Source organism: Bailinhaonella thermotolerans (assembly GCF_003594875.1).
GTDB classification, from domain to species: domain Bacteria; phylum Actinomycetota; class Actinomycetes; order Streptosporangiales; family Streptosporangiaceae; genus Bailinhaonella; species Bailinhaonella thermotolerans.
Genome location: NZ_QZEY01000003.1, coordinates 48,579 through 61,366 on the forward strand (window position 1 = coordinate 48,579; position 12,788 = coordinate 61,366).

General features: G+C 73.2%; 13 protein-coding genes. 8 read left to right on the forward strand and 5 right to left on the reverse strand.

Going from position 1 to position 12,788, the window contains the following annotated elements; genetic code table 11:
- Window positions 1-3: 3 nt before the first annotated feature.
- Window positions 4-2,394: an ATP-binding cassette domain-containing protein gene (locus D5H75_RS09490; RefSeq protein ID WP_119926042.1), complete on the forward strand. Its 2,391-nt coding sequence runs from the start codon at window positions 4-6 to the stop codon at window positions 2,392-2,394.
- Between the two features lie 63 nt (window positions 2,395-2,457).
- Here the strand turns inward: D5H75_RS09490 and D5H75_RS09495 are convergent, their stop codons facing one another.
- Entirely contained in the window at window positions 2,458-3,075 is a 618-nt protein-coding gene (locus tag D5H75_RS09495) for a hypothetical protein (RefSeq protein ID WP_119926043.1), read from the reverse strand.
- A 302-nt stretch (window positions 3,076-3,377) separates the two neighbouring features.
- Here D5H75_RS09495 and D5H75_RS09500 point away from each other — a divergent pair, with 302 nt between their 5' ends.
- Window positions 3,378-4,172, forward strand: a complete 795-nt coding sequence (locus D5H75_RS09500; RefSeq protein WP_119926044.1) for an APH(3') family aminoglycoside O-phosphotransferase — start codon at window positions 3,378-3,380, stop codon at window positions 4,170-4,172.
- 156 nt (window positions 4,173-4,328) lie between these two features.
- Here the strand turns inward: D5H75_RS09500 and erm are convergent, their stop codons facing one another.
- Window positions 4,329-5,087, reverse strand: a complete 759-nt coding sequence (gene erm, locus D5H75_RS09505) for an ErmE/ErmH/ErmO/ErmR family 23S rRNA (adenine(2058)-N(6))-methyltransferase (protein WP_119926045.1) — start codon at window positions 5,085-5,087, stop codon at window positions 4,329-4,331.
- 640 nt (window positions 5,088-5,727) lie between these two features.
- Between erm and D5H75_RS09510 the strand changes: the two genes are divergently transcribed.
- Window positions 5,728-6,504: a 3'-5' exonuclease gene (locus D5H75_RS09510; RefSeq protein ID WP_202638003.1), complete on the forward strand. Its 777-nt coding sequence runs from the start codon at window positions 5,728-5,730 to the stop codon at window positions 6,502-6,504.
- 63 nt (window positions 6,505-6,567) lie between these two features.
- On the opposite strand, the gene D5H75_RS09515 is transcribed toward D5H75_RS09510, so the two are convergent.
- Together D5H75_RS09515 and D5H75_RS09520 are read right to left on the reverse strand one after the other, a co-directional pair.
- Complete coding sequence (locus tag D5H75_RS09515; protein WP_119926047.1) at window positions 6,568-6,897, reverse strand: hypothetical protein; 330 nt, start codon at window positions 6,895-6,897, stop codon at window positions 6,568-6,570.
- 184 nt (window positions 6,898-7,081) lie between these two features.
- A complete protein-coding gene (locus tag D5H75_RS09520; protein ID WP_119926048.1) occupies window positions 7,082-8,302 on the reverse strand; it encodes a helix-turn-helix domain-containing protein in 1,221 nt (406 codons plus the stop codon).
- A gap of 134 nt (window positions 8,303-8,436) precedes the next feature.
- Here D5H75_RS09520 and D5H75_RS09525 point away from each other — a divergent pair, with 134 nt between their 5' ends.
- The 3 genes from D5H75_RS09525 (at window position 8,437) to merB (ending at window position 10,769) form a co-directional block, all read left to right on the forward strand.
- Window positions 8,437-9,126 (forward strand): HAD family hydrolase, encoded by a 690-nt coding sequence (locus tag D5H75_RS09525; protein WP_119926049.1) that lies wholly within the window; start codon window positions 8,437-8,439, stop codon window positions 9,124-9,126.
- A 91-nt stretch (window positions 9,127-9,217) separates the two neighbouring features.
- Entirely contained in the window at window positions 9,218-10,087 is an 870-nt protein-coding gene (locus tag D5H75_RS09530; protein ID WP_119926050.1) for a CPBP family intramembrane glutamic endopeptidase, read from the forward strand.
- Window positions 10,088-10,106: 19 nt separating this feature from the next.
- On the forward strand, window positions 10,107-10,769 hold the full coding sequence (gene merB, locus D5H75_RS09535) for an organomercurial lyase (RefSeq protein ID WP_119926051.1): 663 nt from the start codon (window positions 10,107-10,109) through the stop codon (window positions 10,767-10,769).
- A gap of 93 nt (window positions 10,770-10,862) precedes the next feature.
- Here merB and D5H75_RS09540 read toward each other — a convergent pair whose 3' ends face one another.
- On the reverse strand, window positions 10,863-11,690 hold the full coding sequence (locus D5H75_RS09540) for a helix-turn-helix domain-containing protein (protein WP_119926052.1): 828 nt from the start codon (window positions 11,688-11,690) through the stop codon (window positions 10,863-10,865).
- Window positions 11,691-11,854: 164 nt separating this feature from the next.
- Between D5H75_RS09540 and D5H75_RS09545 the strand changes: the two genes are divergently transcribed.
- Window positions 11,855-12,139 carry a hypothetical protein gene (locus D5H75_RS09545; RefSeq protein WP_147425101.1) on the forward strand — a complete coding sequence of 95 codons (285 nt, stop codon included), beginning with the start codon at window positions 11,855-11,857 and terminating at the stop codon, window positions 12,137-12,139.
- Between the two features lie 111 nt (window positions 12,140-12,250).
- Window positions 12,251-12,784: a hypothetical protein gene (locus D5H75_RS09550; protein WP_119926054.1), complete on the forward strand. Its 534-nt coding sequence runs from the start codon at window positions 12,251-12,253 to the stop codon at window positions 12,782-12,784.
- Window positions 12,785-12,788 lie beyond the last annotated feature (4 nt).

Below are 12,788 nucleotides of genomic sequence, written 5' to 3' on the forward strand. Positions count from 1 at the left end.
ACGATGAGCATGGCCCCGGGGACCGACAACCGGTCGCTTGAGCCGCACCCCGCCGACACTCACGACACGATCCGCGTGCACGGCGCGCGAGAGAACAATCTCAAGAACGTCAGCGTCGAGATCCCCAAGCGCCGGCTGACGGTGTTCACCGGGGTCTCCGGCTCGGGCAAGAGCTCGCTGGTGTTCGGCACGATCGCCGCCGAGTCGCAGCGCATGATCAACGAGACGTACAGCGCCTTCGTCCAGGGTTTCATGCCCTCGCTGTCGCGGCCCGAGGTGGACGTGCTCGAAGGGCTGACCACCGCGATCATCGTGGACCAGGAGCGGATGGGGGCCAACCCCCGCTCCACGGTCGGCACGGCCACCGACGCCAACGCGATGCTGCGCATCCTGTTCAGCCGCCTCGGCAGGCCGCACATCGGCTCGGCGCAGGCGTTCTCCTTCAACGTCGCCTCGGTAAGCGGCGCGGGCGCCGTGACGATCGAGCGCGGCGACAAGAAGGTGAAGGAGAAGCGCGAGTTCACCATCACCGGCGGCATGTGCCCGCGCTGTGAGGGCATGGGCCGGGTCACCGACTTCGACCTGACGCAGCTCTACGACGACAGCAAGTCGCTGAACGAGGGCGCGCTCACGATCCCCGGTTACAGCATGGACGGCTGGTACGGCCGGATCTTCTCGGGCTGCGGGTTCTTCGACCCGGACAAGCCGATCCGGGAGTTCACCGAGACCGAGCTGCGTGACCTGCTGTACAAGGAACCGACCAAGATCAAGGTCGAGGGCATCAACATCACGTACGAGGGTCTGATCCCGAAGATCCAGAAGTCGATGCTGGCCAAGGACAAGGAGGCGATGCAGCCGCACATCCGCGCCTTCGTGGAGCGCGCGGTCACGTTCACCGCCTGCCCCGACTGCGGCGGCACCCGGCTCAACGAGACGGCCCGCTCCTCCAAGATCAACGGGATCAGCATCGCGGACGCCTGCGCGATGCAGATCAGCGACCTCGCCGAGTGGGTGCGCGGCCTCGACGAGCCGTCGGTCGCGCCGCTGCTGGCGAAGCTGCGCCACACGCTCGACTCGTTCGTGGAGATCGGGCTGGGCTACCTCTCGCTCGACCGGCCCGCGGGCACGCTCTCGGGCGGCGAGGCGCAGCGCACCAAGCTGATCCGCCACCTCGGCTCCGCGCTCACCGACGTCACGTACGTCTTCGACGAGCCCACCATCGGCCTGCACCCCCACGACATCCAGCGGATGAACGACCTGCTTCTGCGCCTGCGGGACCAGGGCAACACGGTGCTCGTCGTGGAGCACAAGCCTGAGACGATCATGATCGCCGACCACGTCGTCGATCTGGGCCCCGGCGCGGGTACGGCGGGCGGCACCGTCTGCTTCGAGGGCACCGTCGAGGGGTTGCGGAACAGCGGCACGATCACCGGGCGGCACTTCGACGACCGGGCCTCCGTCAAGGAGACCGTGCGGAAGCCCACCGGCACCCTGGAGATCCGCGGCGCGTCGGCGAACAACCTGCGCGACGTGGACGTGGACATCCCGCTCGGGGTCCTCGTCGTCGTCACCGGCGTCGCGGGCTCGGGCAAGAGCTCGCTCGTGCACGGCTCGATCCCGCCCGGCGCGGGCGTGGTGTCGATCGACCAGAGCCCGATCCGCGGGTCGCGGCGGAGCAACCCGGCGACCTACACCGGCCTGCTCGACCCGATCCGCAAGGCGTTCGCGAAGGCCAACGGGGTGAAGCCGGCGCTGTTCAGCGCCAACTCCGAGGGCGCCTGCCCGGCCTGCAACGGGGCCGGTGTCATCTACATGGACCTGGCGATGATGGCCGGGGTCGCCACCACGTGTGAGGAGTGCGAGGGCAAGCGGTTCCAGGCGTCGGTGCTGGAGTACCGCCTCGGCGGGCGCGACATCAGCGAGGTGCTCGCGATGCCGGTGACCGAGGCCCTGGAGTTCTTCGGCTCCGGCGAGGCGCGGACCCCGGCGGCGCACGCCATCCTCGACCGGCTCGCCGACGTCGGCCTCGGCTACCTCAGCCTCGGCCAGCCCCTCACCACCCTGTCCGGCGGTGAGCGCCAGCGCCTCAAGCTGGCCACCCACATGGCGGAGAAGGGCGGGATCTACGTCCTGGACGAGCCGACGACCGGTCTCCACCTGGCGGACGTCGAGCAGTTGCTCGGGCTGCTGGACCGCCTCGTCGACTCGGGCAAGTCGGTCATCGTCGTCGAGCACCACCAGGCGGTCATGGCCCACGCCGACTGGATCATCGACCTCGGCCCGGGTGCCGGCCACGACGGCGGGAAGATCGTCTTCGAGGGCACCCCGGCCGAGCTGGTGGCCACCCGTCCCACCCTCACCGGCGAGCACCTCGCCGCCTACGTGAAGGCCTGACCCCGCCTCCCGCCCGGCCCCCGGCGTCCCCGGCCCCTGCCCCGGCCTCGCGTTCCCCCCGGTTCAGTGGAGGGAGCGGCCGAGGGCCGGGACCGGGCGGTCGTGGCGGCGGATCCCGGCGAACCTGGCCGTGAGGCGGCGGGCCAGGTGCGGGGCGGGCTCGGCCGGCCGGGGCGTCGTCGCGGCGAGGTCGTGCGCGTGGGCCTCCGCGCCGGGCAGGTTCACGGCCTGGTGGAGGACCACGGCGCCGAGGATGTGCCCGATCCGCGGGCTCAGCGGAACCCCGCGATGGGCGGCGGCCGGCGCCGGGACGCGGCGGCGGTGGCCGACGGCGGCCGGGAAGGCGTCCCAGGTCGCGGCCTCGGCCAGGGCGGCCAGCGGGACCACCAGGGAGTCGTCGCCCACGCGCACCCGGGCCCGCGCCTCCTTCAGCCGGCCCCCGAGGCCGGCGCCACGCTGGTCGCGGGTGCCTTCGGGCCAGCGTTCGAGCAGGAGCTCCTCGACGCGGGGGCACCAGGCGAGGGCCTGGAACAGGTGACAGGGGGCCGCCGTCCCCGGCGCGGCGACGCGCCACAGGCTGGGGGTGTCCAGGCGGTAGGCCCAGCCGGGCCACCCGGGCACGTGGACGGGGCCGCGGGGAGGTGTGTAGGGCCGGATTCCGCGGAGGGCGACGACGGGCACGGGCGAAAGCACTCCTCGCTGAGGGCAGGACGGACAGGCCCGGCACGGGCGGCGGACGCGACTGCCCCGGGACCGGCGGTGATGGGAACTTTGGTCACCCTACGCCACCGAACGTCACGCACCGCCCCCGTCGCGCGCCGTGTCGCGCGCCCATGCCCGAGCGATGACCTCCGGCGATGACACCGCTCCCCGAAAGCACCCCCGCCCCCCGTACGGCCGGAGCCCGCCGTACGGCCTCAGCCCGCCGCGCCGGGCCACGCGGTCGTGGGAGGCCCGTCCCGGTCCCGGCGTACGGTGGGACCATGATCCACATTGAGCGGCTGCGGCGGCGGTACTCGGGGCACGAGTGGGAGCCGGTCGAGGCCGGGAGGTCCGGGGCGGGGGTGTGGCGGCTCACGGGAACCCCGTCGTACTTCGTGAAGGCCGACGGGAACCGGGACCACGCCGGGCTGTCGCTGCGGGGCGAGGCCGAGCGGCTGGCCTGGCTGCGGGCGAGCGGCGTTCCTGTGCCCGAGGTGGTCGAGCAGGACGCCGACGACGACGTGGCGTGGCTGGTCACGACCGTGGTGCCGGGCCGTACCGCCGCCGACGACTGGCCCCGCGAGCGGCACGGGGCGCTGGTGGACGCGCTGGCCGGCTTTACCCGCGACCTCCACACGATCCCGGCCGGAACGTGCCCGTTCGACCGCACCCTCGCGGTGACCGTCCCCGAGGCGCGCGAGATCGCCGAGGCCGGCCTCGTGGACCTGGACGACCTCGACGACGAACGCGCGGGCTGGAGCGCGGACAGGCTTGTCGCCGAGCTCGCCGCGACGACGCCCGCGAGTGAGGACCTCGTGGTCTGCCACGGCGACCTCTGCCTGCCCAACGTCCTCCTCGACCCGGAGACGCTGCGGGTGACGGGCGTCGTGGACGTGGGCCGGGCGGGCGTGGCCGACCGCTGCCAGGACCTCGCCCTGATGACCAGGAGCCTCACGTCCGGCGAGCTCAACCCCCAGTACGGCCCGGCGTGCGCGGACCGCTTCCTCGCCCGCTACGGCGTCGCGCCGGACCCGTCCAAGATCGCGTTCTACCGCCTCCTGGACGAGTTCTTCTAGGCGAGTTCCGGCTGAGGACGGCGGAGGCGGCCCGGTCGCGCACGGCCCCGGCGTCCCAGGCGTACTCCAGCACCGGCAGCGCGAACCCGGTGGGGAAGCGCTCGACGGACTCCCGGCGACCCCCGCCGCCGTGCCTCTCGCAGAAGGCGACGGGGGTCAGCCGTGAAGGGAGCGGTGGAGGGTGATCCACTGGTCGGGGTGGACGTGGGCCACGAGGGCGTTCCTGGGCACTCCCGCGCGGCGGAACGCGAGGTCCAGGGCCGGGCGGGGGTGGAGTTCCCGCAGGGAGGCGTGGAGGGAGCCGCCCCGGCCGGTGAAGCCCAGGGCCACCAGGCGGAGGTACGCCGCCATGCCGGACGCGGGCAGGAGGGGCGCGGCGCGGCGGTCCAGCCGCAGGATGGCGGAGTCCACCCGGGGGACCGGGGTGAACAGGTGGCGGGAGACGCGCCCCGCCGTACGCCAGGAGAACAACGGCCAGCTCTCCACCGTGACCTTGGTCCAGCGGCCGTAGGCCCCCGTGCGCTTCCGGGCGTACTCCGCCTGCGTGATCAGGGTGGCGGAGGTCATCGACCGCGCCGCGAGACACCAGCGGACGATGGCCGAGGTGGACGCGTAGGGGATGTTGCCGACCACCGCGAACGGCTCCCGGGGCGGCCGGGAGCGCAGGAAGTCACCCTGGACCGTGCGCACGTTGGGGTGACCGCGGAAGCGCTCGCGCAGCCGTACGGCGAGGGCCGGGTCGAGCTCGTGGGCCACGACGCGGCCCGCGCGGGCGGCGAGCACGGCGGTGACGCGGCCGTCGCCCGCGCCCACCTCGACGACGAGGCCGGTGGGGGCGGGGGCGGCGACGCGCACGAGATGGTGGATGGTCCTGCGGTCGTTGAGGAAGTTCTGCGACAGAGAGCGCCGGTTCACTGGGTCCGTCCTTCGCGTCCGGCCGGGGCCGGTGGGCGGACGGGCGGCGGGGGCTCGCCGTGAGCACGGGAAAGGCACGCCGCGGCCCGTCCGAGGAGGTCTGGGACAACTCACTCGAAGGCCCTGGACGGGAGGCGCGGCCACACACGCGGCGAAGACGCGCTCAGAGCGCGACCACACGCGGGTGAAGGCGCTCGACGCGCGGCGAAGACGCGATCAGCACGGCACGCGCCGTGAGGACGCGATCAGCGCTCCACGCGCCGTGAGGACGCGATCAGCGCTCCACGCGCGGCGAAGACGCGATCAGCACGCCGCGCGATGTGAAGACGCGATCAGCGCGCGGACGGCGGTCAGGCGAGGCCGGCCCGGACCAGGGCGGGAACCTCGCGGATGCGGATGAAGGCGGCGCCGGAGGCCGACGCGCACATGGCTGCCATGCCCCCGATGCTAGGCCGCGCCCAGCCGCGCCCCAAACGGTTTTCGGCCGGAACGGCCCCAGGTGCCCCCGCTCGGCCCCGGCCCGCTCCGCCGGATCGGATATTCCGCGCGTTGACGAAGGGGTCGCGGAACGGTCGGGAAAGCGGAAAAAGACGGCGGGGGCGGAGCGAAAATGTCAGTGCCCGGTGTTATATCCGGCTCCATGATCATCTCGTCGGATCCGTCCGGACTTCCGCGGTACACCTTCAAAAGCAGGCCCGCCCACCTGCGAACCCGGAAAGAGCTCACCGACGAAGGCCTGCAGGCCTCCGGCCCGGCCGCGGGCGTCGTCGAATGGCGCACCGGGGGCGTGCTCAAGACCGCCTGGCTTTTCCCGGCCGACGGTTATCGCGATCCGGAAAGGGCCCGCCGCGAAGCGATTCGCTGGGCAGACCGGCTGCTGTACTCCGACGCCGTGATACTCGACACCGAGACGACCGGCCTGGACACCTCGACCTCACGCGTCGTGCAGATCGCCGCGATCGACATGCGCGGCGAGGTGCTGCTCGACACCCTCGTCGATCCCGGCGTGCCGATCCCGCCCGAGACGACCGCCCTGCACGGCATCACCGACGACACGGTGGCGGGCGCCCCGCCGTTCGCCAAGGTGCTGCCCGCCGTGACCAAGGCCCTGGCCGGGCGGCGGCGCGGCGTGGTCGTCTACAACCGCGACTACGACAGGCCGCTGCTGATCGCCGAGATCGACCGGGTGCGCGGCGAGGGCACCGGGGTCACCTGGGCCAAGCAGCAGGTCGCCGCCTGGCGCTGCGCGATGGGCGCCTGGTCCCGCTACCAGGGCGAGTGGGACGACGAGCTCGGAGACTGGCGCCGCCACCGGCTCCCGGCCGGCGACCACACCGCACTCGGCGACTGCCGGGCCACGCTCGCCCTGCTCCAGCGCATCGCCACCGACGACCCCCTGCCCGAGGACACCGCGTGACCCCGCCCAGCCGTACGGCCCGAGCCCGGCCCCGGCCGTACGCTCGGAGCCCAGTGCGGCGGTCTAGTCCGCGGGCGGGGACGGGGGCGGCACCTGGGTCCAGATGACGATGCCGTCCGCGCCCAGCTCCGCCGTGAGGATCTCGCGGGTGGGCTCCTCGCGCGGTGGCACCGCGAACGTGAACAGCCGCCGCCTGATCCGGGCCCGCGCCCGGGTCCCCGCGGGCAGGTCCCGGAGCTGGCCTGTGACCTGGGCGACCGCTATCGCCTGAAATCGGCTGGTCCCGCAGGGGCCCAGCTCCTCCGGACCCGGGCCGCGCGACACCAGGACTTCCCACTCGTAGACCTCGTTCACGGCCGCGGCCGTGATCTGGTCCTCTTTTCCGTCAGTCATACCGTACGGAGGTCCGTCCCTCGCTAGATGCCGTCGTGCGCTTACGGGGGGAACGGTGCGGCGTTCCAGGGAAGACGCTACGGGAGGTCCGGCCCGGCGACCCGTGCTGTCAGCTCGGGTGGTCGAGGGGCTCCCACCCTCCGGAACCGCCCGAGCGGTGGGCTCGGGCGGGTCCCGGACAGGCTCAGGCGTAGAGGCCGATCCGCCCGGCCAGGCCGTTGACCTGCGAAGCGTAGGTGGGGCGGGCCCTCTTGAGCAGACCCCGGACGAGATCGCGCGCCATCACGTTGTAACGCAGGTCCTCGGGCCCGGTCGACTCGGCGTTGAGGAGGTGGAGGAACACCGCGGCGTCCTCGCGGCGGAGTTCGTAGCAGCGGGCGACCTCGATCGCGAAGGTCGTGCGGCGTTCGAGCGAGGGGGAGGAGGCCAGGTCCACCCGGTCGGCCAGCCGGAGCGCCTCGGCGGTCTCCCCGGCCTCCATCTCCACGCTGACCGAGTGCAGCATGACGTTGGTCGGCCCGAACACCGTCCAGAAGACGTTGCCGTCCCCGGAGACCTCGGCGGCCGGCATGGCCTGGTCGCGCAACCGGTCGCGGGCGGTCCAGCAGTCGCCGTTGCGGGCGGCGGCGACCGCGGCGACCAGCCAGAGGGCCCCTTCGAGCGCGGCCCGGTCCGGGGTCTGCTCGGGCAGCGCCCGCCGCAGCTCCCGCACGCCGCAGATGGCCAGCTCCTCGGCGCTCTCCGGCTCGTTGCGCGAGAGCAGGATCTGGCCCAGGTTCCACTTGGCCGCGGCCACCCGCAGCGGGTCGTCGGCGTCCTCGGCGGCCGACACCCCCCGGTCGGCGACCAGCAGCGCCAGGTCGGGGCGGCCGATCCGCTTGGTGAACGTGCGCAGCAGGAAGTACATGTCGGCGGCCAGCCGGCACGCCTCCCGGCGCACGCCCGCGTCGTCGTGCCGGCGTAAGGACCGGGTCGCGGACTGGACGTCGGCCACCAGCTCGGGGATGAGGGCGGCGGTCTCGCTGAACCTGGCCCGCGAGGTCTGCCAGGTGGTCCAGGCCTCCCCGAGGCGGGTCCGCAGCAGCCCGAGCTCGGCCGCGTCGTGGTCGCCGTTGACCGCGTGGTACGACGTGAGTGTGCGCTGGAGGACCGCCCCGATGGGGTGGACGGTGCTGTCGGGCTCGAACGACGGCTCGCCGAACAGCGCGGCGACGGGCACGTCGAGGATGCGGGACAGCCGGTGGAGCAACGGCACGGTGGGGGTGCGGACACCCCGCTCGATCTGCGACAGGTAGTCCTCGGTGATGCCCGCGAGGCCGGCCACCACCGCCTGTTTCTTCTGCTGGGCCTGCCGATAGAACCTGACGCGCTCGCCGATCGGGATCTCGGTGGCCGTGGTGGTCATGTGATTTCGCTCCGTCCGCTCCTCCAGCACAAAGGGGGGGTCGGCTCCGGGCTGCCCCAACCACAGTAAAGGGATACGCCCCCGGCTGTGCGAGTCTTGAAGAGAGATCCTCTCGGCGGAGACGGTACGTAACGATGAATCGGCTCATTCTCTGGGACATCGACCGCACGCTGATCGAGACGGGAGGGGTCGGAAGCGACGTCTTCCGATCGGCGTTCGAACAGATCACCGGAACGGAGGTGGAGAAAATCGCACCGGTCTCGGGCCGGACCGAGCCCGAGATCTTCCTGGAGACCCTGGAGATGTACGGCCTGGACGACCCGGGCGACTATTTCCAGCGGTTCGTGGTGGCGCAGGCGGAGGGATACACCGCCCGCGCCGACGAGATGCGCGCCCGCGGCCGGGTGCTGCCGGGCGCGGCCGAGGCGCTCACGGCGTTCGACGGCATGCCGGGGGTGGTGCAGTCCGTCCTGACCGGCAACCCGCGCGTCGCGGCGCAGATCAAGCTGCGCACCTTCGGCCTGGAGCGGCACATCGACTTCGACGTCGGGGCCTACGGCGACGACGACCGGGTCCGCGCGAACCTCGTCGGGGTGGCCCAGCGCCGGGCCAGGGAACGCCTCGGCCGCGTCTTCGACCGCACGACCACCGTCCTGATCGGGGACACCCCGGCGGACGTGCGGGCGGGACGGGACGGCGGGGCGAAGGTCGTGGCGGTGGCCTCGGGCAAGAGCGACGTGGAAGAGCTCACGCTGGCCCACCCGGACGTCGTGCTGCCCGACCTGACCGACCCCGACGCGCTCCTCGCGGCGATCTCGGTCTGACCCGGCCCCCGGGGCCGTACATCGAAAGACTGATCCGGGGTCCCTCCGGCAGGCCGATGCGACGGGCCGGGCCGCGGCCGAGGATGGTCGCATGACCGTGATGGACGTGCGCACGGGCCGGGGGAGGCCCGTCGCGGTGGCGGCCGGGCTCGCGGCGTTCGCCGCCGCCTACGCCTGGCTGCTCGCGACGGGGCACACCGAGATCAAGCCTTCGGCGGACCCGGGGGCCGCCGGAGTGCCGCTCCTGGCCGCGATCCTGCCCCCGCTGGCGGCGATCGTGCTCACCCGGCTCGTGCCGCCGCGCGCCGAGCCGCCGCTCCCGCTGGCCGGCCTGCCCAGGCAACGGATCGCGCGGGAGGCCTGGGCGCTCGTGGGCGCCGCCGCGGTGTTCTCGGCGGTCGTCGCGGGCCGGCCGGGCCAGGACTGGTACCCCCTGGCCAAGCTGCTGCTCCTGCTGGTCGTGCCGCTGGTCGTCCTCCGCCTGTCGCGCGGCGGCGGCCCGCGCGCCCGGGCGATCCCCCGGCCCGTCGTGTGGCTCGCGCCGCTGCCGGCGATGGCGGCCTGGTTCGTCCTGTCGCACTTCGGCCCGCTGGCCACGCCGCTGACCCAGGACCTGCCCGACCCCGTCACGCTCGCCGTGGCCTCCCTGGTCACGCTGCTGACGGCGAGCGTGCTGGAGGAGATCTTCTACCGGGGCTGGCTGCAGACCCGCCTGGAGACGCTGTACGGCCGGTGGCCCGCGATCCTCGGCTCGTCCCTGCTGTTCGCCCTCATGCACACGACGCGCCTGGACTGGTCGGACGTGGGCTTCGGCCTGGCGAGCATGGTCGCGGTGCAGGGCGTCTTCGGTCTCATGCAGGGCTACCTCTGGGCCCGCTACCGCAACATCTGGGCGGTCATCCTCGTCCACGTCGTGGTCAATCTCGTCTATGTGGACATGCTGATTCAGGGCCGCTGGTGATTCGTCCGACAATGGCGGCATGGATACCGAGGACCTCCGCCTGGCCGTCTACACCTCCTTCGCCCTGACGGGCAGGGCGCCGGAGTTCTCCGTGCTCGCGGAGCGGTTCGGGGCCGGGGAGGCGCGGAGCGGGCTGCGGGCGCTGCACGAGGGGCGGCACCTCGTGCTGGGGCCGGGCGACGAGGTGGTCATGGCGCATCCGTTCTCGTCCGTCCCGCTGGGCTTCGCGGTCATGGGGGCCTGGACGCTGTGGTGGGGCGGATGCGCCTGGGACTCGTTCGCCATGCCCCACCTGCTGCCCGGCGACCCCGAGGTGCTGGTCTCGACGCGCTGCCCCGGCTGCGGGGCGCCGCACGCGTGGTCGGTGGGCCGGGACGCCCCGCCCTCGGGGAACCAGGTCGCCCACTTCCTCGTGCCCGTGTCCCGGATGTGGGACGACGTGGTCCGCACCTGCGGGAACCAGCGGCTGTTCTGCGGCGAGGCGTGCGTGGACGAGTGGCTCGCCCGCACCGGGAACGATCGCGGGTACGTCATGGACGTGTCCACGCTGTGGCGGCTCGCCCGGGGCTGGTACGCCGGTCGCCTCGACCGCGGTTACCGCCGCCGGGAACCGACCCAGGCGGCCGAGTACCTCCGGGAGGCGGGCCTGCGCGGCCGGTTCTGGGGGCTCCCCGAGGAGTGACCGGCCCCGAGGAGTGACCGGCCCCGGGCCCCGCGAGCGGCCGGCTCCGGGGTCGGCGAGCGGCAGGGCTTCTGGGTCGGCGGCCGGGGGCTCTCAGCGGCCGAGGAGGGCGCGGTGGTGGTGGTCGATGCGGTCCAGGAGGGGGCGGGCCTCGTCGCCGTAGCGGGCGGCCGCGGCGAAGGCGGTGAACACCTCGCCGTAGGCCCTGACCTCGTCCTCGGCGGTGAGGGTGGCGTCGCCGGTGAAGGTCTCCAGGAGCACCGCCGACGAGTCGTACAGGGTGAACCCGTGCAGCGGCACGGCGGGCACGCGGGCGTCCCAGGGGAGCACGCCCAGACGCACGTGGTCCAGGGACGCCAGCGTGGCCAGGCGGTGGAGCTGGGACACCATGGCCCCGGGCGGACCGGCGCGCAGCGCGGACTCGGCCAGCACGAAGTGGAACTCGTGCCGGGGTTCGTACAGCACGCTCTGGCGCTCGACCCGGGCGGCGACGGCGCGGGCCAGGTCCTCGTCGTCGGCCGGCCGTACGGCGGTGAGCGCGTGGCGGGCGTACTCGGCGGTCTGGAGCAGGTCGGGCACGACCGTGGGCTGGAAGGACCGCAGGAGCGACGCGGCCGCCGCGCGCACGCCGAGGGCCCGCTCGCGTCCCGCCAGGCCGGTCCCGAGGTTGGCCACCTCCTGCTGCACGCGCGCCAGCACCCGGGCCAGCCTGCGGCGTTCGTCGTCGCCGAGCCGCAGCGCCTCGGACACCTGGGTGACGGTCTCCGGGCTCGGCAGCATCCGGCCGGTCTCGATCTTGGAGATGGTCGGTTGCGCCACACCCGCCCGGTGGGCCAGCTCCTTACCGGTCAGCCGGGCGTCCTTGCGCAGCCGCCGGATCAGCCCGCCGAGCTCCAGCAGAAGTTCGCGACGGTCCTCCATACATAGGGAGTTCTACCACCAGGCGGCGCCGCCAAGCCGTCATTCGCGATCATCTTCCGGAAACGCACCACGCGCCCCGGAAACCACTGACAAGTCGAGGCATGCCCCTTATACCCTCGGAATCGGCGGGTACGGCGGCCCGCCTTCCGGCGTTCACGTGGGCGATGGGGGAGATGATGGCGAGGCACGGCGGCGAGGACGAAGACCTGCGAGTGCTCGCCAAGTCCTACGTGGCGCGCGCGATCGAGAAGGTGCAGAAGGCCGGGGACGCCTCCCCGCTGGAGGTCGCGCGCATCTACACCGACATCGCCCAGGTCTGCGCCTCACTCGCGATCGCCGAGGCGGTGGGCGCGGTGGACGGGCGCATGGCCGAGTCGTCCGAGCGCGTGCTCACCGAGGGCCTGCCGGTGTACGGAACCATCAGGACCAAACAGGTCAACAACCTCTGAGCGCCGCCGCGACCTGCGGAAATACCCCGACCCCGGGGCTCTGGACCGGGGACACTGCTCCTGGAACAGGCAACCACTGCTCCTGGAACAGGCAACCACGGGGGGAGCCAGATGTTCGACAAGCGCACGGCGATCGCGGGGGCGGGCCTCTGCCTCGCGGGCCTGGTGGCCTGCGGATCGGGGCGCCCGGGGTCGGGGGGCGAGGGGGTCCCGGAGGCGACGCCGACGGCGTCCGCCACCATGTCCGCGACCTCGGCCGCCCCCGTCCCGACCGGCGGCGCGGGGCCGACCGCGAGCCCTTCGGTCACCGCGACGGGGACCGTCCGCGTCTTCAACCTGCACGACAACGAGTCGGGGCGGGCCGACGCCTCGCCGTCCAGCCTCGTCGTCTCGGAGTTCAGCACGCTCAACCACATCACCTGGCGCGTGTGGGGCCCGGACGAGGCCGAGGGCACCGGAAGGCTCAGCGGCACCTGGTGCGTGCCCGACTGCCCCTCCGAGGGCTTCCCCGCCGAGGTCCGGCTCACCGAGCCCCGCCCGGGCCGCGACGGCTACTACTTCACGCGCTACCAGATCCGCTCGAACCTGCCGTCGCAGTACGGCGAGGGCGCCGACGACCTCGCCGGCACCCTCCCCACACCCTGAACGA